Annotated in this window: 18 protein-coding genes, 4 pseudogenes and 1 riboswitch; of the genes and pseudogenes, 7 read left to right on the forward strand and 15 right to left on the reverse strand. The window is 36.2% G+C overall.

Annotated elements, in window-relative coordinates; translation table 11 throughout:
• Positions 1-166: 166 nt before the first annotated feature.
• Positions 167-613 carry an Lrp/AsnC family transcriptional regulator gene (locus ACQKIM_RS07365; RefSeq protein WP_427541302.1) on the reverse strand — a complete coding sequence of 149 codons (447 nt, stop codon included), beginning with the start codon at positions 611-613 and terminating at the stop codon, positions 167-169.
• Positions 614-899: 286 nt separating this feature from the next.
• Here ACQKIM_RS07365 and ACQKIM_RS07370 point away from each other — a divergent pair, with 286 nt between their 5' ends.
• Complete coding sequence (locus tag ACQKIM_RS07370; protein WP_427541305.1) at positions 900-2,054, forward strand: serine hydrolase domain-containing protein; 1,155 nt, start codon at positions 900-902, stop codon at positions 2,052-2,054.
• A 196-nt stretch (positions 2,055-2,250) separates the two neighbouring features.
• A complete protein-coding gene (locus ACQKIM_RS07375) occupies positions 2,251-3,459 on the forward strand; it encodes an MFS transporter (protein WP_427541308.1) in 1,209 nt (402 codons plus the stop codon).
• Between the two features lie 417 nt (positions 3,460-3,876).
• On the opposite strand, the gene ACQKIM_RS07380 is transcribed toward ACQKIM_RS07375, so the two are convergent.
• Entirely contained in the window at positions 3,877-4,146 is a 270-nt protein-coding gene (locus ACQKIM_RS07380; RefSeq protein WP_427541311.1) for a hypothetical protein, read from the reverse strand.
• A gap of 346 nt (positions 4,147-4,492) precedes the next feature.
• On the opposite strand from ACQKIM_RS07380, the gene ACQKIM_RS07385 reads away from it, so the two are divergent.
• From ACQKIM_RS07385 to ACQKIM_RS07395, 3 genes are all read left to right on the forward strand, one after another.
• The gene (locus tag ACQKIM_RS07385) at positions 4,493-5,347 is read left to right on the forward strand and encodes an NAD-dependent epimerase/dehydratase family protein (protein ID WP_427541314.1); all 855 of its coding nucleotides are present in this window, start codon (positions 4,493-4,495) and stop codon (positions 5,345-5,347) included.
• 51 nt (positions 5,348-5,398) lie between these two features.
• Positions 5,399-5,632 carry a DUF2798 domain-containing protein gene (locus tag ACQKIM_RS07390; RefSeq protein ID WP_427541317.1) on the forward strand — a complete coding sequence of 78 codons (234 nt, stop codon included), beginning with the start codon at positions 5,399-5,401 and terminating at the stop codon, positions 5,630-5,632.
• A gap of 77 nt (positions 5,633-5,709) precedes the next feature.
• Positions 5,710-6,597, forward strand: a complete 888-nt coding sequence (locus tag ACQKIM_RS07395) for a sigma-70 family RNA polymerase sigma factor (RefSeq protein WP_427541320.1) — start codon at positions 5,710-5,712, stop codon at positions 6,595-6,597.
• An 894-nt stretch (positions 6,598-7,491) separates the two neighbouring features.
• On the opposite strand, the gene ACQKIM_RS07400 is transcribed toward ACQKIM_RS07395, so the two are convergent.
• From ACQKIM_RS07400 to ACQKIM_RS07440, 9 genes and pseudogenes are all read right to left on the reverse strand, one after another.
• On the reverse strand, positions 7,492-7,962 hold the full coding sequence (locus ACQKIM_RS07400) for a hypothetical protein (RefSeq protein ID WP_427541323.1): 471 nt from the start codon (positions 7,960-7,962) through the stop codon (positions 7,492-7,494).
• Between the two features lie 354 nt (positions 7,963-8,316).
• Positions 8,317-8,448, reverse strand: a pseudogene (locus ACQKIM_RS07405) (heteromeric transposase endonuclease subunit TnsA); the annotation flags it as partial.
• 148 nt (positions 8,449-8,596) lie between these two features.
• Positions 8,597-9,724 (reverse strand): annotated as a pseudogene (locus ACQKIM_RS07410) (vitamin B12-dependent ribonucleotide reductase); the annotation flags it as partial.
• A gap of 360 nt (positions 9,725-10,084) precedes the next feature.
• Positions 10,085-10,729: pseudogene (locus ACQKIM_RS07415) on the reverse strand (vitamin B12-dependent ribonucleotide reductase); the annotation flags it as partial.
• Between the two features lie 239 nt (positions 10,730-10,968).
• The gene (locus ACQKIM_RS07420) at positions 10,969-11,850 is read right to left on the reverse strand and encodes an endonuclease domain-containing protein (protein WP_427541326.1); all 882 of its coding nucleotides are present in this window, start codon (positions 11,848-11,850) and stop codon (positions 10,969-10,971) included.
• A gap of 66 nt (positions 11,851-11,916) precedes the next feature.
• Entirely contained in the window at positions 11,917-12,165 is a 249-nt protein-coding gene (locus ACQKIM_RS07425) for a hypothetical protein (RefSeq protein ID WP_427541329.1), read from the reverse strand.
• 140 nt (positions 12,166-12,305) lie between these two features.
• Positions 12,306-14,189, reverse strand: a complete 1,884-nt coding sequence (locus tag ACQKIM_RS07430; RefSeq protein WP_427541332.1) for a group II intron reverse transcriptase — start codon at positions 14,187-14,189, stop codon at positions 12,306-12,308.
• Positions 14,190-14,948: 759 nt separating this feature from the next.
• Positions 14,949-15,518 (reverse strand): annotated as a pseudogene (locus tag ACQKIM_RS07435) (ribonucleotide reductase N-terminal alpha domain-containing protein); the annotation flags it as partial.
• Between the two features lie 202 nt (positions 15,519-15,720).
• On the reverse strand, positions 15,721-16,551 hold the full coding sequence (locus ACQKIM_RS07440) for a lipoate--protein ligase family protein (RefSeq protein WP_427541335.1): 831 nt from the start codon (positions 16,549-16,551) through the stop codon (positions 15,721-15,723).
• Positions 16,552-16,803: 252 nt separating this feature from the next.
• Here ACQKIM_RS07440 and ACQKIM_RS07445 point away from each other — a divergent pair, with 252 nt between their 5' ends.
• The gene (locus tag ACQKIM_RS07445) at positions 16,804-17,187 is read left to right on the forward strand and encodes a rhodanese-like domain-containing protein (protein ID WP_427541338.1); all 384 of its coding nucleotides are present in this window, start codon (positions 16,804-16,806) and stop codon (positions 17,185-17,187) included.
• Positions 17,188-17,378: 191 nt separating this feature from the next.
• On the opposite strand, the gene ACQKIM_RS07450 is transcribed toward ACQKIM_RS07445, so the two are convergent.
• Positions 17,379-18,293: a tetratricopeptide repeat protein gene (locus ACQKIM_RS07450; protein WP_427541341.1), complete on the reverse strand. Its 915-nt coding sequence runs from the start codon at positions 18,291-18,293 to the stop codon at positions 17,379-17,381.
• A gap of 427 nt (positions 18,294-18,720) precedes the next feature.
• Positions 18,721-18,797, forward strand: a riboswitch (glycine riboswitch).
• A 157-nt stretch (positions 18,798-18,954) separates the two neighbouring features.
• On the opposite strand from ACQKIM_RS07450, the gene ACQKIM_RS07455 reads away from it, so the two are divergent.
• A complete protein-coding gene (locus ACQKIM_RS07455; RefSeq protein WP_427541344.1) occupies positions 18,955-20,304 on the forward strand; it encodes an amino acid permease in 1,350 nt (449 codons plus the stop codon).
• Positions 20,305-20,415: 111 nt separating this feature from the next.
• Here ACQKIM_RS07455 and ACQKIM_RS07460 read toward each other — a convergent pair whose 3' ends face one another.
• From ACQKIM_RS07460 to ACQKIM_RS07470, 3 genes are all read right to left on the reverse strand, one after another.
• The gene (locus ACQKIM_RS07460) at positions 20,416-21,384 is read right to left on the reverse strand and encodes a glutaminase (RefSeq protein ID WP_427541347.1); all 969 of its coding nucleotides are present in this window, start codon (positions 21,382-21,384) and stop codon (positions 20,416-20,418) included.
• Positions 21,385-21,466: 82 nt separating this feature from the next.
• Entirely contained in the window at positions 21,467-22,882 is a 1,416-nt protein-coding gene (locus ACQKIM_RS07465) for a M20 family metallopeptidase (RefSeq protein ID WP_427541350.1), read from the reverse strand.
• Between the two features lie 28 nt (positions 22,883-22,910).
• On the reverse strand, positions 22,911-24,134 hold the full coding sequence (locus ACQKIM_RS07470) for an MFS transporter (protein WP_427541353.1): 1,224 nt from the start codon (positions 24,132-24,134) through the stop codon (positions 22,911-22,913).
• Positions 24,135-24,139: the final 5 nt, after the last annotated feature.

The following is a 24,139-nucleotide window of genomic DNA, read 5'->3' on the forward strand; positions in this document are numbered from 1 at the left end:
TTCAAAATAGCCAGCTATCTGAAAAAAACTCAGATAGCTGGCCATTCGTCATGCGTACCGATAAGGTGCGCTTATTTTTGTATTTCGGGCTTACATTCATAAGGATAAGAAGAAACCTATCATAAACTGTATTGTGAAATTCATCTTAACTGATTTAATACATATTTTAATCTTTTAGCATTACGGGTGAGGGAAACAATGGCTTATAGTCGATAGGTGAGGAAAGAGAAATTAGTGTAGTGGAGTTACCATATTTCATACTTTCATTTTCAAATAGTTCAAGTTCTTTTGTAGATTCAACTACTACTTTTATTAAGTAATTATATTCCCCACTTATACGATGACACTCTACCACTTTTGGTGTATTTTCACAATAATCAACAAAATTAAGACATTGTGTAGTTCGAAATAAAATAAAAGCTACTGTTGGCTTACCAATTTTATCATTTGATACAGCAGTCCTGTATTCTGAAATGATTCCTTGTTCCTCTAATCTTTTTACTCTTTCCGTTACTGCTGGTTGAGATAAACCTATAAGTTTACCAATAGAAGTCATTGACAACCGTGCATCTCCCTGTAAATGCATTAATATATCTTTATCTACGCTATCCAAAAAATCACCCTTTTAAAATAAAGTTAAATTAACAGAAACACCTTAATGTTAAAATCGATATCCCCTCTTTGTATAATTTTATCATTTAAATATACAATTTAATATTATAATTTTAAATTATATATAGTTTATTTCTTCTCCTTTTATAAATCAAAAGAAAAAGTTATAAAATAATTAGATTTTATAATCATTATTCTAATTATTCAAATGATTTATTATGTAAATTAGTTATTCATTTTATTAAAATTAAGTTGTTCTTTAAATTTGTATAGGATGTGATGAACAGATGTTAAAAGCAGATAAAGACATCATGGGATTGAGTAAAAGGGTTGATGGAGTAATAAACAAAGCGATTGAAAACAACAAAATCGTTGGTACGGTGACTTTAGTTAGCAAGGATGGTGACCTTATCTATAAGCGTGTTGCAGGTTACGCTGATCGGGAAGAAAAAATAAAAATGGAACAGGATTCGATATTTCGCCTTGCATCTGTTACGAAACCAATCGTTTCTGCAGCAGCTTTAGTATTGGTATCAAAAGAAATAATTGGTTTGGATGATCCAATTACTAAGTGGCTTCCGAAATTTCAACCACGGTTAATAAATGGTGACAAACCTACTATTACTGTAAGGCACTTGCTTACCCACACTGCGGGGTTGACATATGGATTTTTAGAGCCTGAAGGAGGAGGAGAATATAAAAAGGCAGGGGTTTCAGATGGAATGAACCTTTCAGGATTTTCTCTAGAAGAAAATTTACAAAGACTTTCCTCTGCCCCGTTATTATATACGCCTGGTACGAATTGGGGTTATTCCATAGCAGTAGACGTGTTGGGTGCAGTTATCAGTAAAGCTTATGGAGATTCGTTGCAAACATTAATTAAAACTCTAATAACTGACCCATTAAAAATGACGAATACATCATTTAATGTTAAAGATAAGCAAAGAATAGTTACCCAATATCTAAGTAGTTTTCCTATTCCTAAAAGAATGGGTGATAAAGAAGTTGCTCAAGTATTTGAAGGGACCGTAGGCATAGTGTTTGAACCTGCTCGTGCATTCGATACCAGTGCTTTCCCGTCAGGAGGTTCCGGAATGAGTGGAACTGCAGAAGATTTTCTGTATTTCCTTGAAGAGTTGAGGTCAGGAGATTTTTTATTACCAAATGATATAAAAAATGAAATGACCAAGATTCAAACCGGAAATTTGCCATTAGCCAGCTGGCCTGGAAGAGGTTTTGGTTTAGGATTTACTATATTGAAAGATCCCAAAGAAGCTAATACAAAAGAGTCCATTGGAACATGGAGATTAGGCGGAGCTTATGGACACTCGTGGTTTGTTGACCCTATAGAGAAATTAACAGTAGTTTCTTTTACAAATACTGCATTTGAGGGTATGGCTGGTCAATTTACTGTAGACTTAACCGATGCTATTTATGAGTGATATTAAATTAGTTTACTGGAAGAAAAGATGTTTTAATCAATTAAAAGAATAGTCTGACTTCAAAATGTTCCTATAAATTATAGGAACATTTCTTAATTAAGAGGTGCCTACTTATATATTTTCTTCTTTTTTATAGAAATTTACTTATGTATTTAAAGGATTGGATTATTAAATAAATAAAAGAGGTGTTCTTTCTATGTATAAAAATGGAAGTTTAACTACACGAAGTGCTACAATTGCCACTTCACCAGAACGCCTTCCGTGGAACGGTTTAATTGCTCTGGCGATGGCTGGATTTATCTGTATACTCACAGAAACTATTCCTGCTGGGTTATTAATAGAAATTGGTAATGGACTAGGAGTTACTGAATCCCTTGCTGGCCAACTTGTTACTTCATATGCTCTTGGATCATTATTAGCTGCTATTCCTTTAACTACAGCAACTCAAGGATGGAGAAGAAAACCATTGCTGCTTCTATGTATCGTGGGATTTCTTTTATTTAATACTGTTACAGCTTTTTCTTTTAATTATACTTTGACGTTAATAGCTCGCTTCTTTGCTGGTGTAACTGCAGGTATTCTTTGGGGAATGACTGCCGGATATGCCCGTTTAATGGCACCTGAATCACTTAAAGGGAAGGCTATGGCGGTAGCGATGGTCGGAACCCCTCTTGCTCTTGCATTTGGTGTTCCTCTTGGCACATTTCTTGGTTTCTATTTGGGCTGGCGCACTGTCTTCGGAATTATTTCACTTTCATCTTTATTATTAGTTATTTGGGTTCTATGGAAACTCCCAGACTTCCCTGGACAATCTACTGAAAAACGCATACCTCTATTGAAGGTATTAGTCACTCCAGGGGTAAGATCAGTACTATTTGTTATATTAGCATGGGTACTTTCACATAACATTCTTTATACTTATATTGCACCTTACCTTGACCATGTAGGACTAACCCAAAACATTGATATGATATTGCTTATATTTGGTACAGCAGCATTAGTAGGTATTTGGTTTACTGGAATATACATTGACCATAACCTACGTTTGTTGGTTTTAATCAGCCTTGCTGGATTCGGGTTGGCATCTGTGGCACTAGGTATTGGCATGAATCAATCCATTGTCATCTATCTTGCAATTACACTTTGGGGTCTTACATTTGGTGGAGCCGCAACACTACTGCAAACTGCGATTGCAAATGCTGGTGGAGATGGTGCAGATGTTGCTCAATCTATGCTTGTGACAACTTGGAACTTAGCTATTGGTGGCGGAAGTGTAGTTGGAGCGTTCCTTTTGGAAACCCTTGGAGTATTTTCCTTCCCATGGGCTATGTTCTGTATATTGCTAGTTGCATATATCGTTGTATGGAAAACTAAAACACCTGGTTTTACTGCAAAACAAAACTAGAACAAATAAGAATTGAACTCAAAAAAACATGCTATCCAATATTGGATTGTGTGTTTTTACTTTTCAGTTAGATACTTTTTGCATTCTTTTGTTAATGGTCAGGCAAGCACTTATATCCTTCAATTACAGTTTAAGTAATAATAGCTTTTTATAAATGTTCTCCCCCTCTAAAAAACTTAATTATAAAATTGAAATAGTATCAAACTTTATAGAAATGCTTGAGTATTATTATTCAACTATCCTGCCCGAGAGATAATCGTATCTAACTGAGGGAGCTTAAGTACATTTCTTCAAAATCTCACACCATCATTAATGGAAATATCTAGTAGTATTTAGGGGTTTTATTCCATTAAATGGCCCTTTTCATGAAGAAAGACGCTTTCATTATTTCAGAAAAGCGCCCGAATGTTGAATATTCTAGCTATTGTTTTTGGAAAGTCTATAGACGGAGAAAAAAAGAAATGTTAATCCTAAAAACAATAGAATTCCACCTGCAATCATATTTGCTATTATATATTTGGACTGAATGGAATTAAACTCTGCCGAATCCATACTACCACCCATAGAATCTAAATAAGCACTAGCTGCACCTGCTCCCAGATCAACACTAAACTTTAATACAAAAAAACCTACTAACGTGATAACCATTGTAAATATTAAAAAGCCATATTTCTTAATAAATTGCATCATATCCCCCCTGTCCACTATTTAACAAACTGGCCCTTTCCATGAATACAGACGCTTTCCCTATCAAGGAAAAGCGCCTGATTGTTGAAGATCGTTTATTCAATAAAAGCACCCGTTACTTTAAGTACATTTATTCACAAACTTTTTCTTTTATACAGTTCTTTAATATAGGCGCTACCCCTAGCTATGCATAACAACTTGAAATAAATAGTATAAGGATTCAACTCTCTTAGTACATAAATATTTTTTATAATTTCTTTTAATAGTGTCACACTTCCTTTTGAATAATTGTCTTAGTTGTTAGAGATATTAATCTTGTATTTATGATAATTAGGAGGTTTATTTTATGAAAATCTTACTTGCTGGTTCTACTGGTGTAATTGGAAAAATGGTGATTCCGATGTTAATAGAAGAAGGGCATGAAGTATTCGGGATGATTCGATCAGAAAAACATGTTAAAACAATGCAAGGAATGGGAGTAAAACCAGTAGTTGCAGATGCGTTTAATCGAAATAGTGTTTATGCAGCCTTAATTGAAACTCAGCCTGATGTTGTAATGCATCAACTTACTGCACTGAATAGTGGCGATATAAACGATAATTCAAAAATAAGGATAGAAGGAACAAGAAACCTTGTTGATGCTGCTAATCACGTTGGTGTAAAAAAAATAGTTGCACAAAGTATTTCATGGGCTTATGAACCTGGAAATACGCTAGCTACAGAAGAAACACCATTAGATATTTATGCCTCATTACCTCGCAAAACAACTATTGATGGAGTTATTTCTTTAGAGGAAAAGGTAAAAGAAATGCCTGATTTCATTATCCTTCGCTATGGTATATTATATGGCCCTGGAACCTGGTATTCTGTGAACGGTAAAATTGCTAAACAATTACAGAGACAAGAGTTATACGCAACAAACGGGATGACATCCTTTATCCATATAAAAGACGCAGCAAAAGCAGCAGTATTAGCTTTAAATTGGCAATCAGGAACTGTAAACATCGTAGATGATGAACCTGCAAAAAGTTCAATTTGGCTTCCCTATTTTGCTGATGCAATAGGGGCCCCTCTCCCTCCAATAAAAGATACATTTAATTCTTGGGAACGAGGAGCATCAAATGAGAAAGCAAAAAAACAATATGGCTGGGAACCTATTTACCCTTCTTGGACAAAAGGATTTAACTTGTTACATCATTAATTAATGATAGAAGTAGAAAATATTGAACAACAATATAAGAAGGTTAAATTTATGAAAATAAATAAAATTTATAAGTCTTTTATTTACACTTTTCTATCTGGACTTTTCACGTCTTGTTTCATATCGTTTATCCTTGTCTCTATAAACTTAGGATATAGCCATACATTTTTAATTTATTGGCTACGAATGTGGGGAGAAGCATTTTCTTGTGCTATACTTTGTGCTTACATTGTTCCAAGAATAATAAATAAACTTATGACAATCATTACTTTTGTAGAAAAATGATAGACAAAATAAAAAAATGTATGTAGAATGTTCCACTGATTACGATATGCATAACATTAGAGATGGAAGGGTTTATCATGTTGACCAATGATTTGAATATTGAAGACTTATATAAAGAATATAAGAATTATTGTTTATCCACAGCATACTATTTACTTGGTTCAATTACAGATGCCGAAGATATTGTTCAAGATACTTTTTTGAAATTAAAAGAACATGAAATGAATGAGAAAGAAATTACTAATTTAAAAGCTTATATTAATAAAATGATCGTTAACCGCTGTATGAATGAACTAAAATCAAGTAGAAAAAAGAAAGAAACTTATATTGGTACGTGGTTACCCGAACCTATACTACAGGAATTCAATAGTGAGCCTCTTGACAGTCTAATCCAGTCAGATCAATTAAGCTATTCATATATGGTACTCATCGAAAACCTTTTACCTAAAGAGAGAATAGCTTACGTATTAAGAAATGCTCTAGGGCTAAAGCATAGTGAGATTGCCTATATTCTAAATACAACGACTGTTAATAGCCGTAAGATATTGAGTAGAGCACAAATTAAAATGGGAAGAAAATGTGAAAGAGATTTGACTGTTAATCTTCAGAAAAATTATATAGAACAATTTATATTGGCATTATCCAATGGGAATATTCAAGGAGTAACCCACTTGTTATCTAATGATGTTCTATTTGCTGCTGATGGAGGGGGTAAAGTAAGAACGGCAATAAACATCATCGAAGGTAAAGAGCGAGTATTAGCGCTTATTTCAGGAATTTCAAAAAAGTTTTTCTTTGGAAAATGTGCTACTGCGGCTATAATAAATAATCAATATGGTATAGTAGTCACTGAAAATGAAAAAATAACAGGTGTTTTTTGTTTTGACTGGAATTCTTCATCCCAAACAATTAACAAGATTTTCTATGTAGTAGATCCAAATAAATTAAAATATAATCCTATGTAGGGATGCGTTATACGGATTGTTCTTTTTAAAGAACAATCCGTATTTATTTTCTTATTGAACTAACCTGCTGTAAAATGACAATAAAGTTTTTTAATTTTAAAAGCTCAAACAAGCATAACCCCGTAATTCAATTATTATAAAACAATGTTCACAGTTTTTATATACTTCCACAATTTCCAGAAAGCTTAGAGCGTACTTGTTTATTTACTCAACAATCTGGCCCGTTTGTGGAACAAGAAAAAGTACTGTAGCATATCAACTCAGGATTTTTAGTTAAACCTTTTCTATTAACGTCGCGACTTTATTTTAAACATCGCATCTTTTTTATAAACATCGTGACTTTATTTCAAATCTACATCTTCATGAGTTTGAATTTTATGTTTAATGAAATAGGTTTATTTTTCAATTAAAACACCCCTTTGTATAATCATATCCAAAGGGGTGAAACGATTACCTTTATTAAAAACGGTACATCTTTTTTATAACTTTATTTCAAACCTACACAACTGTAGCTTTGTAATAAAGTTTGATCAAAAATGTTACTAGAACCCCTACTTTATGGTAAATAGAAGAACCCATTTTGAAAAAAAGATTGATCAAAAGGGATTCTAGAGTTTTGCATCCAGATGAAATTTTTATAAAAAAGTTTGATCATTTTCTACGTGTGTTATTCCATTAAAGCGCCTTTAATGGAATAACAAGGAGTTTTTAGCTGGTTTCCTGACAGCTCGTTTAGTTCGATAAGAAATCCAAAATATCTTAAGAAGATATTTCATTTTTAACTGTTTACTTTATTAAAAATAGTGAAGCTTTTTTAATAATGTTCCACTTAGCTTTAAATCAACAACTCCACAAATTTGTTTAACGGGAGCATACAATAAAGGATATATACCCTCAATTACCTAGTTTCTTTTTATACATAACTAAGCCTAAAATGATTTCGATTACGCCAACTACAAAAAAAGTCGGTTGCAGAATGCTTTTTAATCCAAGCCAGTATACTTGGGCTACTATCCAGACAACCATTGCAAATCCAAGTACCAATGTAACTGTGATCGCAAAAGAATGATGTTTGAAAGATAAAAAGCTACCAAGCAAGCTGCCGAGTCCATGGATGGTTAACAAAAGGATTCCAGGTATTAAAAAGTCTTTAAACGGTGAATCTTTCAAAAGGTTTACTGACATACTTAAATTACTACCGTCTGGTTTTGATATAAAACCTATTCCCGCAGGAATAGCCCCTATTGCAACCAATAACAGCAATGTACCCATCGAATAGAATAGTGCTTTCGTTTGGTTCATATTCAACATCCTCCTTTTTTCAATGAAAAATATTGTAGAAGTATTAAGTAACAGCTTTCCCATCTATATTATACTCCTCTATTAAAACAAGGGATAATCTCATAGGAAAGGCTTTCACTTACCCTATCATTTAATTTTTTGCGAATTCTTATTGCACTTTCCTAAAGGTAGTTCAAGTAAAAAAAACTTACAATCCTTTCGTCCTTACCAATTTTTTTAAACGTGTTATTCAACAATCTGCGCTTTAATGGAATAACTTTATTATCACTTAACAGGTTCTTAATCCACAAGAAAAACCGAAATCCCTTCTTTATCGAGATTGGAAATTCCGGTTCATCTTTTTTATAAACGGTTAAACTTTTTTCAAAACGGTGCGACTTTTTTATAAACAGTTCAACTTTATTTCAAATCTACACTTAAACGTGTAGACCTACCTTGTGAAGATACATCTTGAATGTTTAACCAAGGTTTATACTCTGAACCAATACCAGAACCGCGACCTTCTTTAATCCATTTTTCAATTTTAGATGTTCTAGTTCTTTTTGACATAAAAACACCCCTTTAGATTAATATAATCCAAAGGGGTAAAACGGTGCAACTTTTTTGAAACCGGTAAAACTTTATTTAAAACGGTACATCTTTTTTAAAAACGGTACGACTTTATTTAAAATCTACAACAACTTAACACTTTTTTATCTTATAGACCACATTTTAACTGTGCGCCACAGTTCGTACATGTATTACAGCCACCCATTTCTTCGACTGTTCCTTTACGGCATACAGGACATGTATTCCCTACGTCTGAGCCAATAACCGTTGTAGACTCTAACGCTTGAATTGTATCTATTAATACGACTGGACGTTTTGTATGTTCTTCTACTAATTCTTCTTCAAATGATAGCTGATCCATATCATTTTCTTCAGCTTTTAGCGTAAGTACTTGTGAGTCACGGCTACCATCCACATAGACCGTACCACCTTTAGCGCCGCCTTTATACAATCGCTCGTATACTTTTTCTACTTGCTGTACTGTATAGCCTTTTGGTGCATTTACTGTTTTAGAGATGGATGAATCAATCCATTTTTGAATAATACATTGTACATCAGCATGTGCCTCTGGTTTTAGCTCCATCGCTGTGACAAACCATTCAGGAAGCTCTTGCTCATTTACATCTGGGTGACGATCTAAATATTCTTTTACAATTTCAGCTTTTACTTCAATGAATTTACCTAGACGGCCAGAACGGTAGTAAGTAAATGAGAAGTATGGCTCAAGACCAGTTGCTACCCCTACCATTGTTCCTGTTGAACCAGTTGGCGCAACTGTTAATAAATGTGAGTTACGGATACCAGTCGCTAAAATTTGCTCCTTGATGTGAGCAGGCATTTTCTGCATAAAGCCTGTCTCTATGAAAGCTTTACGTAAACGAGCTGTTTCTTCGTCTGTAGAACCTACTAGGAATGGGAAGCTACCACGTTCTTTTGCAAGCTCTGTAGATGCCTCATATGCAGTTTCAGCAATTGTTTTAAAGATTTCATCTACAAGTTCATTACCTGACGCTGAGCCGTATTCTTTCTCACAATAAATAAGTAGATCGGCTAAGCCCATAACACCTAAACCAACACGACGCTCACCAAGAGCTTGTACACGGTTTTCCTCTAAGAAGTAAGGTGTTGCATCAATAACATTATCCTGCATACGAACCCCTACACGAACTGTTTCACGTAGTGCTTCGTAATCTACAGTTTGATTTTCTTTATTCGCAAACTGCGCTAAATTCACAGCTGCTAAATTACACACAGAATATGGTGCAAGCGGTTGTTCCAATAATTGTTACCCTAAAGGTTTTTTATCCTTTAGTTCTTACAGTTCAATTCCTGCAAGTTCAGCATACATTTTCATTACACATTTTTTTCATAAATCTTAATAATTCTTTTCTTCCTTTATCTTCTCCAAAGACTGCTTTTGAAATTACTCTAAAATCTTTCACACCAAATTCTATAGGCAAATTTACGTTTTAAATAAATGTGTAATGTTGCGGTCTCGTGCCCGGATTATAGTCTACAAAGTAGGATCACCGGGTATGCGTTGCCCCTGACTAAAGTTTTACCATTAGCCTTCGGTTCGGATTAGCATCTCAGCCTTCCCGCTTTATCCCGCAATTTTTAACGTGAGGCGAAGTCCACCACACGGGTTTGTCGCTACAACACTTTGACCATATGCCTTTGCATTGGTCATATCGTTTGCGTTGTCGATGAAGAAAATACCTGGCTCTGCAGAGTATGTTGCACATACATTAATTAAATTCCACAATTCTTTTGCTTTAATTGTGCGGTATGTGCGTACTTTATAGCCCATTTTCTCCCATTCACGAACATCACCAACTTTATGCCATTCCGTGTTGTAAACGTTCATTTCTTCTTTCGAATATTCTTCAACTGCTGGGAAACGAAGCTCGAAGTCAGCATCATTTTCAACAGCTTCCATAAATTCTTTTGTTAATGTAACAGAAATATTTGCACCTGTTAAGAATTCTGGATTATGAACAGTATACGTACCACCATCACGCAATTTATTTTCCGCTTCACGGATAATTGCCGTATCAAAACCGCCTAATCCCTCGATACTTTTATAGTTTACAATGCCTTGATACATAGCCTCCTCTTGGAATGAAAGAGGCTTAAAGTTTAATTTTTCTTTTGCTAGACGAATGATTGTTTCATCCGTTGTATTTTCGATTAAGTATCGCAAAATACGTGGATTTTGCATTTTTGAAATAATAAATTCCACGATATCAGGATGCCAATCTGCCAGCATAATCATTTGTGCCGATTCCTCTTACGCGGGTTCGCTACACCCACTCTCTATGTCACCATAGAAGTTGAGACCATATCTTACATCTTATTAGATGTCCTCGCACTTCGGAGTGGCTTCACTCCTACTCTACTCACTTCCGCTAACTCAGCGTGCTTTCGATGGTCGTTGAACCTTCCTCATTAAAAGAGGCTTGGCTGCTGATTGTCTTTATCCCACTGCTATTTTCAAGCATTCACGCTTACCGTTTCCAGTTACGTTGTAGCTAGCAGTGCATTTATAATGCGTTTTTTTACATTTTCAAAATCATTTTTTATCTCATCTTCCCAGAAACGGAGTAAAGTATATCCATGCGTTGCTGCAATTTGATTTTTTTCAATATCCCTAGCTTTTATCCTCTTTTGAACATCATAAAAAGTGGAATAAAATTTCGGATTCCCGTGCCAGAAATCACCATCACATTCAATTAGAATTTTTGTCCCTAGTAGTAAAAAATCAAATTGTGCACCTTCAAATATAAAGGAATATTTATAAGGGATTGATTGTTCAACTAAGAAATGCTCGAGAGCTCTTTCAATACTAGTTTTTCTAAATGTTTCCCTCTCTAATTGTTTTAATGCAGCTTGCCGAATTTTTTCTATTGTTTCTTTACTATAGACCCCTGTCTTACCGCTGTTCCATGAAGGAGTTCCATTCATTTTTCTAGTTTTAGCTGTTTTTGAAATGATATTTTCAAAATGAACCTTCTTTTGTTCATCTGGCATGTCATTATGCCAATTTCCTGTATTTTGTGATCGCAGCCTACTCGCACACTCTTTACTACAAGTTTTAGTCTGCCGATGTTTTTCATCGAATAGTTTTCCACAAATTACACAAGTTAAAGGCTCACCTTTTCCTCGACAGCTTCTACTACAAAACTGATTGGGAATACCACGCCTCAATTTAACCTTTTTATTACATAAAATATATTGGCAGGTCACCAATTCTACTGAATAAAAATAAGATATTAAATAATTATCTAATGGTAAGTTATGCTCATTTTTCAAATGAGACGTAAACCTTCCTTGTTTATTATGATCTATTGTAAAACCACATATTAAACAAGTTTGTGGCTGTTTCGCATCATAAACATCCATAATTCCCACCTCGATTAAAGTGACAATATTTCCGTTAAAGAGTTCCCAGCAATTCACGAGGTTTGTTTACGCAGAAGCACCTAGATTATGCTTACCTCTGCGGCTACCACCTTGTTCAACAAGATGAGTCAGCTTCGCAATATCATCTAACCATGAGACAGAACCAGATGATTTACCATTTACACCACGTGCTAAAGTGTTTCGTGGACGTAATGTCGAGCCATTTGTCCCTACACCACCGCCGCGGCTCATAATTTCCATTACTTGCTTACGGTGATCACTAATTCCTTCACGAGAATCTGCTACAAATGGCATTACGTAGTTCCGATAGGTAAGAACAATCCTTCACCATTACATGTAAGGCGTTCTTTTCCCCCGGCTAGCACCGTGCGTGCGACTTTCACCGCACACGGCGCCCCATCTACCAATAAGTTAAATTAAGATTTCATCTTGTTTTAAGAACTTTGATTAAGCTTATTCCTGAATTTTTGAACGTTTTGTTTAGTTTTACTATCAAGGTTTTCAAGGCTAATATTTTGATGAATAAATTCGTGACAATTTTGATGCATTGATGCTAGATTATTTACTCTGTTTACTAGTTCTAGTGGTAACTTCGGATTGATGTGGTGAGTATTTGTTTCATTTGGTCTTAAATATTTCCCACAAATCCTACATTTCCCTTTATCTCTATTGAAAGCGTAACATCGGTTCATCATGTATTCAAAGTTATACTTTAACTTTGAACCTCTTAAAGTTCCGTTTGCGTTCTTTCGTGCATACTCAAAATTATTTAGCTCATCTGCTCTATATTTTGCTGGTATTTTCCCAGTTCTTAGTGAGTAGATTTTCCTTCCTTCCTCACTATACGGTGTTTCCTTGACTCGTTTTAACTCTGCTCTTCTCCATTTTACGAAACTTACATTTGTTAAACCGATTTTTGTTTTGTTTTCACCATATTCGATTGTCGGAATTGCTGTTGTATAATTATCATGTACACTTTTGAGGTTATCCACTTTGTTTGCAGGTATCCATTCGGCCCCTATTGGTGCTAGAGAATTCCATGCTCCATATCCTAGTATTCGAGAATATTTTCTAGTTTCTACGCCTACTCTTGTCGCTATATCATAGTAGTTCAGAACTCCACGAATTTTGGAATTTACCAATAAAATATCCGCTACCTTCTTTTCTAAGGTATCTCGTTTTCTTATCCGGTAAATATCCTTTTTGATTTCCATCATTTTGTTGTGAAGTCTTTCCTTATTTGGTCTACTTGTTGATATCCATCCAAATTTACCTTTACCTATGACTTTTTTATAATCGAATCCTAAGAATGTTATATATCGTTTACGAATATTAGTTATTTTGGTCTTTTCCAATGATAATGTAAGTTTAAGCTTTTCATCCAAATATTTTTGGATTTTCCATTTAAGTCTTTCTGCATGCTGTTTTGAGTCAGTTACAACAACCCAATCATCAGCGTATCTTATGAGGAAGCAGGGAATTAAGTTTGTCTTCTTTAACTGTTTATACCTTGCATCGACACGACTATATTCATGTCTTGTCTTTTTTGTTTCCCATTGGTTTGATAACCAATGATCGAAACTGTTTAGGTACACATTCGCTAGCAGAGGAGAAATAATACCTCCCTGTGGCGTTCCTAGGTCATTGACTTTAATTTCATCCAGTATTCCTGCTTTAAGCATTTCTTTTATTATCATAAGAACCCGTCTGTCTTTAATTCCCATCGAATATAACTTTTTGATAAGAATTGTGTGATTGACGTTATCAAAAAATTTACTAATATCCCCTTCAATTATCCAGTAAAAATTTGTTTTCTGAGTAATATCAGAAATTCTTTCCATCGCCATGCTTGCTTCTCTCATCGGTCTAAAACCATAAGAGTGTTTGAAGAATTGTGCTTCCAGTATAGGTTCAATTACAGACCTTACACATTCCTGTATAATTCGATCCTCTATATTAGGAATCCCTAATGCCCGTTTTTCCTTTTTACCAGGTTTATCTAGCCATTTTCTTCTTACCATTCCTGATTTGTAGTTTTTCATTAGGTCTTTCACCTTCGTCAAGGTTGTATCCCTATCTACTTCTAGAAATGCTTCTCTAAGTTTTTTTCCATCGCTTCCAGGAGTATTACTACCCTTGTTTGCTATCAGCTTGTGTATGGCGCTTATTATCACTGCATCGGATTGTATTATTTCTAATAATCCTTTGAAGGTGGGTTTTAATCCTTCTTTGATACATTCTTTTGTTCTTTTATAAAAGTCATCTTGAATTTTTCTAAATTCACGTTCGCTATTCGGATAGTTAAGTGTTTGAACCATTTGAACCACCGCCTTTCGTTAGTGGTATGGTTTTAGTCAGTGTATGCTCAACGGCTTCCTTAACGAGCTTTTCTTAATTTACTTACAATTTATTGAGGTTTAGTAAACCTTTTGGTAGACTATGCCCCTTCGCTCCACAAGCATTACCCTGTTTCATCACTACTACGGGCTAACCGCCACCGACATTCAACGACCATTTCCTGACGTTTAGAGACATTAGGCTTACAGTCCTTTAACATTCTCTTGTCGGCTTCCAACGTTCCCTAAGAATTAGCTTTTCATATGGACTTAGGTGCTTCCTTTGACCCGTTAGCCATCTCTTCGTCCTTTACTGGAGGACTTAAGACTCTTATCCCTTACTGGACAAGTTTCGCTAAAGCAAACTGCAATACTTTAGCCAAGACTAAACCCGCTTGACGGGCGAGGACGTTTCTATTCCGTCCCCTCACTTTTACGAGCCGTACATTCGGAAGTTCGTCAGTTCTTTTTGAACATTCTCACCATATCCATTTTATAGCGCCACGACTACTTCCCTATCGTTTCAGAATCGGTTTTCGCCTAGTTAACGAGCTTCAGACGGGAATAACTGTACTTATTCCGCCTGTCGTACCCTCAGGCTTGGTCTGCCAGTATTCAGACCAGTTAGGACTCTCACCTAACAATTCATTCTTAGAGTTAGACATTCTCTTTTATAAGTTCATATCCGCCTATTTTGAGGAGTGATTTCTCCGTTCCTTTGTATTAGGCAACGTTGCGCACACAGTTGAAGAACGTTACATCCGTTTCAGAACCTGCCCCATAAATGACGCGTCCCGCTGGTATAAATTTTAATGATACTAATTGCTCATAAAACTTCTCGAACCATTCTTGGCGTTTTTCTGGTGTTTTTTCAACAGCAGCAAGCCCTGTTGCATTGCGTTTTGCGATTTGTTCATAAAAAATTTCAAGAGGCTTTTCTAACACGTCAATTGAACGCGTAATCACACCTGTTTCTTGCTCTTTTGGATTATCTAAAGCACTACGGTAGTCTTCCTCAATCAAAATATCTGCTGTTTTTGTAGACATGTCCAACTTCTGAATTGTGCCTAAACCACGGGCAGGGAATTTTGGATCTGCCTTCACTGTTAATACGACGAAATCACCAGCTTTAAGCGTTTTCTTTTCCGTATCCTTAAACGAGTAGCGATCGATCATAACAAGCCTTGATACACCTTTATGCGTAATATGCATATCAGGTGTTACAGGGTGAACCTGTGGAAATAGCCCAATATCTTTGTTTAACTGTTCAATTTGTTTGTTTACTTCGGGTTGATGATTTGTGAGTACCATCGTTTTGCCTCCCTTATTTTCTGCCTTACACATAATAAATACACAATATCATGTGTCGTCAAACACTACATATTGTGTATATGTCTTAAAAAAAGATACTATATATAGTTTTTTAATTCAACTCTTGCAATTTTGAGTAGAATCAGAACTGCTTGACATTACAAGGTTTGAACAATAAAAAATATTTTTCTTATACCATTTTTTACTTTTTGAAGTTCCAATCGTCACACGCATATTTTTTTTCCTCTAGCGCATGGACATATTCTAGCTGCTCCTCAGAAAGTGTAAATGGTTTTAAATCAATTTGCAACGATTTTGCAAAGCCATCTCTAAAAGCTGTCACACATTGTTCAATTGTCACAGGTTCCTTGACAAGACTATTAATAGCAACAGCCTTTTCTGGCAGCTTTCTACGCATACGCTCCTTCGCTTCTTCACTTGAAAAATTAAATACGGATAATAATTTTTCCTGATCTAAATCTAGTAAGATGGCTCCGTGTTGTAGAATTACTCCCTTTTGACGTGTTTGCGCACTACCAGCAATTTTTTTTCCCTCTACGACAAGTTCATACCAGCTAGGTGCATCAAAACAAACTGCACTTTTCGGCTTTTTTAAATCTGCCTTTTTTTCCTCTGTATCAGGCACACTAAAATAAGCATCCATTCCGAGATTATGAAAGCCTTTCAGTATGCCTTCACTTAACACTCGATATGCCTCTGTCACTGACTCTGGCATATCTGGATAGCTTTCAGTAACGATGACGCTATATGTCAACTCATGCTCGTGTAAAACGGCTCTGCCCCCAGTTGGACGACGAACAAAGCCGAGTCCTTGCTGCTGCACTGCCTCTATATTAATATCTCGCTTTGCTTGTTGAAAATAACCAATGGAAAGAGTTGCTGGCTCCCACTCATAAAAACGAATAACGGGAGGAATCAATCCCTCACTATGCCAATCAAGCAATGCCTCATCTAATGCCATATTAAAAGATGGACTACATTTTCCTGAATTGAGAAAATACCAAGTTGTCATTTTTTCATCTCCTACAACTATTTAATTAATCTTAGCGAAAGCGTATCAATATATCATGATATTCGATGTCGAATTTTCATAAATCATGACACGCATTTAGTTCTGTAGCTTTGATTAACTACCATCAACGAATACCAATGCATATAGTTATCTTAATTCTAGCCACAATCTAGTTAATTTTATCAAACTCATTGGACTATCGCTAGCGCATCTTTTATAATAATAAAGAAGATAGAAAGGGGTAAGAAAATCTTGGACATACTTATCACAATCGGTGTTGTTTTAGTAGTCCTAATTGCATATATCGGAATAAATGCAATGCGACTAAAAAAAGCAGTGTCAAACCTAACACAAGAACAATTTATTGAAGGCTATCGTAAAGCTCAGCTTATCGACGTACGAGAGCAGAAAGAATTTGATGCTGGCCATATCCTTGGTGCTCGTAATGTTCCTTCAACTACACTACGTCAACGTTATAAAGAAATTCGCCCAGATTTACCAGTATATTTATACTGTCAAAATACAGGCCGTAGCTCACGTGCTGCATTGTTTCTTAAAAAGCGTGGCTACAACCAGATTTACCAGCTTCAAGGTGGCTTCCGAACTTGGACAGGTAAAATAAAAACAAAAAAATAAGCATGTAGTAGATTTCGTTAAGGCGCAAGTAATTAATTGATATTGTACTTTTTCAATCGAGAAATAGATTTAAATATATTTACCTACGCCGCTTCGTTTCGACAAAAAGAAACCATCCCAAATGACTATGAGATGGTTTTCTTTTTGCAAAAAATTCAGAGTTTCTACTATATTATATCTATTACATACAATTACTCACATATTTCTTGCTCACCAAAACTTTGATCATGCATAGGGCAGAAAAAAGTAAGGCATCGAGATGCAATGTAAAGCTCGTCTTCATAAGAGATGCTAGCCTGTAGATGAGCATTTCTCACTTGCTCCATATCCGCCCGTAACCTTTGCTCCTCTTCCTGCATTTCCTCACTTGTCATTTCATACTCTTTTGCATCCTCTGGTAATTCGTTTAATTCTGCTGTTACTTTTTCCAGAAAAGCAGCGCGAATATCTCCTATTTGTTTTTCATGCCCAAGCTGATGCAGAACCCATAAATAATTTGAGATCCAACAAGCCGTATGAGCGTAGTGCTGATAGCCTTTAGCATACCATTCAGCCGCCTCTTGATAATGACCCAGGCTTGTATATAACTCCCCTAATTCGACTTCCCCAATAAAACGTTCCTGATCCTGCTTGATAACATCGATCCATTTATAAGCACTATCAACATCTCCAGCCAGAATAAAACATTCAACAGCCCTCATCAGCCCGTAATCCTCTGTTTGATAGGATTGGATAAAATATGTAGCCGCTTCGCTAAACCTTTGTTGATGTTTATAAATAGATGCTAAATTATGAGCGACAACAGGGGACTCAAATAAAGTATAAGCTTGCTCTAGCCATCGCTGTGCACTATCTAAGCTCACAAGGCGCATTGTCAATTCGCCAAGTAATGCATAGGGATAATAAGTTTTAGGCTCCATGGCAACAGCCTGTTTGGCGTAGAATAACGCTTCCTCATAATCATCATTTTCCTTCAATAAATCGGCTAAATTATGTAGGATTATGACATTTTTTTCTTCGGCAAGTACATCTAATAGCATAAGTTTAACTGTCTCGTACTCTCCCTCTTTCGCCAATATTTCCGCAGCCTTCTTGATTCGCTCCATTTACTCACCTCATAAACAGGTTATTATAAATTAAGTAATTGCGCCACAAAATAGAACACCTTTGCCTCTATAATGAGTGATAAAATCCTATAATTGAGTGTCTTGTCTATTATTGAGCAACATGCCTTATTGCTTGATCACTTGTTCATTATTGAGCGGTTGGACCTTCTTGATTTTTTCCCCCTTTTTTAGCGTTTCGAACTTCCTATTTGATCATTCAGCCCAAAAATTAACAAAACAATTGTATGTCTAAAAATACTATTTTTTATAATATATTTCCCTATCTAAATCGCATTCTTCTATTTTTCTGAAAATAGCTAAAATTTTGTTCTTGAATAATAATGCAACCATTGATAGGATGTATAATATCTTAAAATAATGTCATCACGACAATATAAGCTATGAATGCTATGGATTAAACTATAGCAGGAGCAGTTCTGGAGAGAGCGCAGTTTGCGTCGCCGAAGGGTTCACTATCTCAGGCAAAAGGACAGAGGAGTAATATCAACTTTCATTATGAAAGATATACCAGCCGAATGTTTACCTTATCGTCAACATCCGAAAATGGTATTTGTTATTCTGACGTTTACGAGACTAGTGTCATAACTAGTCTTTTTTTAATTTTCCAGTCATATTTTATACATCTTTGAGGGGGATTAACGTGGAACAACAGCAATTAAAAAGAGATTTAAAAAATCGCCATGTGCAGCTAATTGCCATTGGCGGGACAATCGGTACTGGGTTATTTTTAGGATCTGGGAAAGCCATTGCTCTAGCTGGGCCTGCCATTATCTTCGCCTATTTAATTGTCGGCATCGCTTTATTTTTTGTGATGCGTGCATTAGGTGAATTATTATTATCAAAAACTGGCTATACATCATTTACTGACTTTGCAACAGAATATATAGGACCCTGGGCAGGCTTTGTCACTGGCTGGACGTATTGGTTTTGCTGGATTATGACGGCTATGGCAGACATTATTGCTGTAGGCGTTTATACGAAATATTGGTTTGATATTCCACAATGGGTACCAGCGATAGGCTGCTTAGTTCTGCTATTAATCTTAAATTTATTAACGGTAAAATTATTCGGGGAATTAGAGTTTTGGTTTGCCCTCATCAAAGTCATCACTATTGTTGCACTCATTATTATCGGGCTCTTCATGCTATTTACAGGCTTTCAAACAAGCTCAGGCACTGTGTCAGTCGAAAACCTTTGGGCACACGGTGGAATGTTCCCGAACGGCGTTTATGGTTTTTTAATGGCATTCCAAATGGTTGTTTTTGCTTTTGTAGGAGTTGAATTAGTCGGTGTGTCTGCTGCTGAAACAGCTGACCCTAAGAAAAATATTCCTTCAGCCATCAATAAAATTCCATTACGTATTTTATTATTTTACGTAGGGGCATTATTTGTCATCCTATGTATTAACCCTTGGTATGAAATGTCTGCCGCAAACAGTCCATTTGTACAAGTATTCACGTTAGCAGGAATCCCAATCGCAGCTGGGATTATTAATTTTGTTGTTCTAACATCTGCCGCTTCAGCAGGTAATAGTGGTTTATTCTCTACAAGCCGCATGCTTTATAATCTAGGCAGCAATAAGCAAGCTTCAGCATCCTTTGCCAAGCTTAACAAAAATAGCGTACCAAGTAACGCGCTTATTGTGTCGGCAATTGTGGTATCCGTTGGTGCATTATTAAGTAAATTAATGCCTGAAAAAGCCTTTAGTGTTGTAACAACCATTAGTGCTATTTGTTTTATTTGGGTATGGAGTATCATATTAATCTCCCATATCATCTATAAACGAAAGAATCGTGCACTTCATGAGGCATCGAATTTCAAGGCACCCTTTACTCCATTCGTGAACTATTTAGTACTTGCCTTCTTCGCATTTTTATTAGTAGTTATGTTTATTTCTGAGGCCACACGTACAGCCTTACTGCTAACGCCTATTTGGTTTATACTACTTATGTTTATCTATAAAATGAAAAGAACTAAACCAATACACTAAGATATACTGCCCTGTATAGTTAACGAAAGTGAACCTATCCAGGGCTTCTTTAAAAAAGTTAAGTTTCTCACTACACTGAAATCATTAGGCAAATAAAACATTTATATGGCTTTAAAATATATTCATATTCCATTCAGTTGCAAGATGCTTTAATAATTTTACTCCTGCTACACTATTGCCGATTGAATCAATAGCTGGTCCATAAATACCAATACCACAGCCATCTGGAAAGGGAGAATTCAAGCTTGCGTGACTAGGCACAGCCGCCAGAATTGCGCCAGAAACACCACTTTTAGCAGGCAGCCCAATAAATGCAGCAAATTTTCCCGACGCATTATACATACCGCAAGTAACCATCAAGGCCTTTGCTAATTTCGCGACCTGCTTTGGAAAAAGCTGTGTTTTTAATTGAGGATGGTAGCCATCATTAGCAATTACTAATCCAATCATCGCTAAATCTGACACATTTACTTCAATGGCACATTGTTTTAAATATACCTCCAATGCCTCCTCTACAGTGCAATCTAAAAAACCAGAATCCATTAGATAATACGCTAAAGATCGATTTCGATTAGCCGTTTGCCATTCAGATTGAAAAACCACTTCATTCACCTTTAACCTTTTACCAACCATTTGCTCTAAAAAATAAAGGATTTTCTCCATTTTCTCCTGTGGTGAATTTCCTGTAAGCATAGAGGATACCGTTATAGCCCCCGCATTAATCATAGGATTAAAAGGCTTCCCTGGATGATGGCTTTCTAGGCGAATAATAGAATTGAAGGTATCGCCTGTTGGTTCAACATCTACTCGCTCTAACACATAGGGTAATCCACGATCCATACAAGCTAAAATAAATGTAACTACTTTCGATACACTTTGAAGGGTAAACAATTCAGCAGTATCCCCTGCCTTCATTTCATTACCAGATGGTCCAACAATCGAAATAGCTAATTGGAGTGGATCTTTTTCGGCAAGTGCCGGAATATAGTTTGCACATTGTCCATTTTTCGCAAAGGGACGAAACTCCTTGACCCAGCTAGAGACAAGCTGTTGATGAGAATTTGTATGTTCTACTGCCATAATCTAATCTCCTTTCATATTTTGAAAAAACAGAGCCTCCATAGTTCACCTATGAAGACTCAAACCGAATCTATATTATTATCTAACGCTTTGGAGGCTTTGTTCCTTCAGGAATTAAGGATGCATAAGTCTCTCCATCCAGACGTTGTTCCCATTCCTTTTTCGCCTCTTCAATCAGTGCTGGATTGTGAATACAATCAATAGCAGTGCAAGTCATAATTTTTGCAGCCTGCAGCATTCCCTTATGTGCAATCGGCATAATGCCCTGTGATACAACCTGCCATGTATGAAGCGGTGTCCCTAATGCCATACACACCGTTGTACATTGAACAGTTGGAACATTCCAGCTAACATCTCCAACATCTGTAGATCCGCCCATGATAAATTCGGGTAGGATGCCTGGAATATGATGTGCAATCACTTGATCTTTTAACAACCCCATATCTTCTTTCGTTAAGCCAATTAAGGCAGAAGCCTGAATATCAGGAGAAAATGTCTTAAAAATAGCTTGTGCATGCTGCTCATCTTCTATTGTATAAGTTGGCATACCGATTTCAAGTAATTGCTTATACATTGCATCATAAAGTGTTTTATTTGGAATAAGATCCGACGCTGCACCTTCAAATTCGATTTCTAGAGATGTTCCAGTCATAAGTGTGGCACCTTTAGCAATATTTTCAACACGCTGATAAATTTCCTGTACCTGCTGTTTTCTCGGTGCCCTTACTAAATAAGTTACCTCTGCGTATGGCTGTACGACATTTGGAGATGTTCCTCCAGAATTTGTAATGGCATAATGCAAGCGCGCCTCTGGAATAATATGCTCGCGTAAGTAGTTTACCCCTACATTCATAAGTTCAACAGCATCCAATGCACTTCTTCCTAAATGTGGTGCCGCTGCTGCATGTGCGCTTTTCCCAGTAAACTTAAAAGTAACTGCATAGTTTGCGAGAGAGCTACAAGTCATGACCGTTGAAAATGTTCCAGGGTGCCACGATATGGCAATATCAACATCATCAAAAAGACCTGCCTTCGCCATATAAGCCTTACCTGAACCGTTTTCCTCAGCAGGACAGCCATAAAAACGAATCGTCGCTGATTGATTATGTTGCTCTAAGTAATCTTTCACTGCCACAGCCGCAGCAAATGCACCTGTTCCCAATAAATTATGACCACACCCATGACCACTGCCACCGTCTTCTAATGGCTCATAAGAAGTGGCACCACCTTTTTGACTTAGCCCTGGAAGAGCGTCATATTCACCGAGAAAAGCAATAACAGGTTTTCCTGAACCAAATGTTGCCACTAGCGCTGTTTCAAGACCCGCTACCCCCATTTCTGTTGCAAAGCCCTCTTTCTCTAAGGCTCTTTTCATATATTGTACTGATTTTTTTTCTTGAAAATGAAGCTCAGGTACCGCCCAAATGGCATCACTTAATTGAATGCTAGCCTCTTTTTTTGATTCAACTAATAAAGAAATTTTTTCTTGTAAACTCATCTTTTTTTACCTCCTTAGAAAATAGCAATCAATTATGAATAGAATTCAAAAGATTCCCTTTTTGATCATTTAACGTTAACAGTGAAATAATACAGATTGCCGCAAACCCAATTAACATCCAAAAGGCTGCATCAAAGGACCCGTTAAAGGCATCTACCATAAAGCCAATTGCCATTGGTGTTACAAATCCTGCTAACTGCCCACCTGTATTAGCAACGCCCATTGCTGATCCTGTAATGGATGATGGCAATTTCTTTAGCACGATGGCTGGGAGTAAGGTAATAACAAAGGCAATAAATAAAGAAACCACCGTTTGATAGCCAATAAATAGTGTTACAGATTTTGCTGTAAACATTAAATACAATAAAATACCGATGATCGCACATGAAATTGAACCTAAAATTTTGTCCATTCCACGTGGTAACTTATCAATGATAAAGCCACTACCATAAACACCTATAATTGTTGTGATGGCAGGGATTGTCTGCGCCCAGCCAATGGACATTAAATCAAGACCTCGATTTTTTTGTAAATAGGTCGGGATCCAAGAAACTAATCCCCAGTTCACCGCATAGATACAAAAATAAGCAATAATTAAATTCCACATAAGTGGTGTCTTAAATAATTCCTTCAAGTTCACTTTTGTTGAAACGCTCTCATTATTAACTGCTTGTTCTTGCGGAAGCTTGATATATTTCCAATAGAGGAAGGCAATAATGGCCCCGATCGCCCCGATAATGATGAACATCATGCGCCAGCCAATTGTTCCTAATAGATAAGCAGCTAATAATGGTACAATCAGTGATACAATTCCCCCAGAGGTAAGCATAATGGACATAGCTCTACCTCTTTCCTCCTTCGGAAAAATTGTTGCAATAATTTTAGAGCTTGCTGGCTGGAAGCCCCCTTCTCCTATACCAAATAAAAAGCGAATAACAATCATTGCTGTTAATGACCATGCAACAGCTGTCAAGCCTGTGAAGATTGACCACATAATAACAGCCATTAATAAAACTCGCTTGGCGCCAAATTTATCAGCAAGCCATCCACCAGGAATTTGCATAATAGCATATCCTAAAAAGAAAGCGCTTAAAATAATTCCTGTAGAAGAAGCATCTAAACTTAAATCACCTGTAATGGAAACAACCGCATAGTTCATAATGTACCGATCTAAATTTCCTAACGACCATCCTAAAAATAAAAGTGCAAGTATTAAATTTCTGGACTTTTTTGTTACCGAATTCATTGTCATAACAT

The organism is Lysinibacillus sp. NPDC047702, assembly GCF_050272555.1.
GTDB lineage: Bacteria > Bacillota > Bacilli > Bacillales_A > Planococcaceae > Lysinibacillus.

Coding starts and splice junctions, on each gene's coding strand:
- ACQKIM_RS07425 (WP_427541329.1), bottom strand. CDS start 12,165: ATGCCATTTGTAGCAGATTCTCGTGAAGGAATTAGTGATCACCGTAAG.
- ACQKIM_RS07375 (WP_427541308.1), top strand. CDS start 2,251: ATGTATAAAAATGGAAGTTTAACTACACGAAGTGCTACAATTGCCACT.
- ACQKIM_RS07440 (WP_427541335.1), bottom strand. CDS start 16,551: ATGACAACTTGGTATTTTCTCAATTCAGGAAAATGTAGTCCATCTTTT.
- ACQKIM_RS07390 (WP_427541317.1), top strand. CDS start 5,399: ATGAAAATAAATAAAATTTATAAGTCTTTTATTTACACTTTTCTATCT.
- ACQKIM_RS07460 (WP_427541347.1), bottom strand. CDS start 21,384: ATGGCAGTAGAACATACAAATTCTCATCAACAGCTTGTCTCTAGCTGG.
- ACQKIM_RS07380 (WP_427541311.1), bottom strand. CDS start 4,146: ATGCAATTTATTAAGAAATATGGCTTTTTAATATTTACAATGGTTATC.
- ACQKIM_RS07370 (WP_427541305.1), top strand. CDS start 900: ATGTTAAAAGCAGATAAAGACATCATGGGATTGAGTAAAAGGGTTGAT.
- ACQKIM_RS07430 (WP_427541332.1), bottom strand. CDS start 14,189: ATGGTTCAAACACTTAACTATCCGAATAGCGAACGTGAATTTAGAAAA.
- ACQKIM_RS07395 (WP_427541320.1), top strand. CDS start 5,710: ATGTTGACCAATGATTTGAATATTGAAGACTTATATAAAGAATATAAG.
- ACQKIM_RS07400 (WP_427541323.1), bottom strand. CDS start 7,962: ATGGGAAAGCTGTTACTTAATACTTCTACAATATTTTTCATTGAAAAA.
- ACQKIM_RS07450 (WP_427541341.1), bottom strand. CDS start 18,293: ATGGAGCGAATCAAGAAGGCTGCGGAAATATTGGCGAAAGAGGGAGAG.
- ACQKIM_RS07385 (WP_427541314.1), top strand. CDS start 4,493: ATGAAAATCTTACTTGCTGGTTCTACTGGTGTAATTGGAAAAATGGTG.
- ACQKIM_RS07470 (WP_427541353.1), bottom strand. CDS start 24,134: ATGACAATGAATTCGGTAACAAAAAAGTCCAGAAATTTAATACTTGCA.
- ACQKIM_RS07420 (WP_427541326.1), bottom strand. CDS start 11,850: ATGGATGTTTATGATGCGAAACAGCCACAAACTTGTTTAATATGTGGT.
- ACQKIM_RS07465 (WP_427541350.1), bottom strand. CDS start 22,882: ATGAGTTTACAAGAAAAAATTTCTTTATTAGTTGAATCAAAAAAAGAG.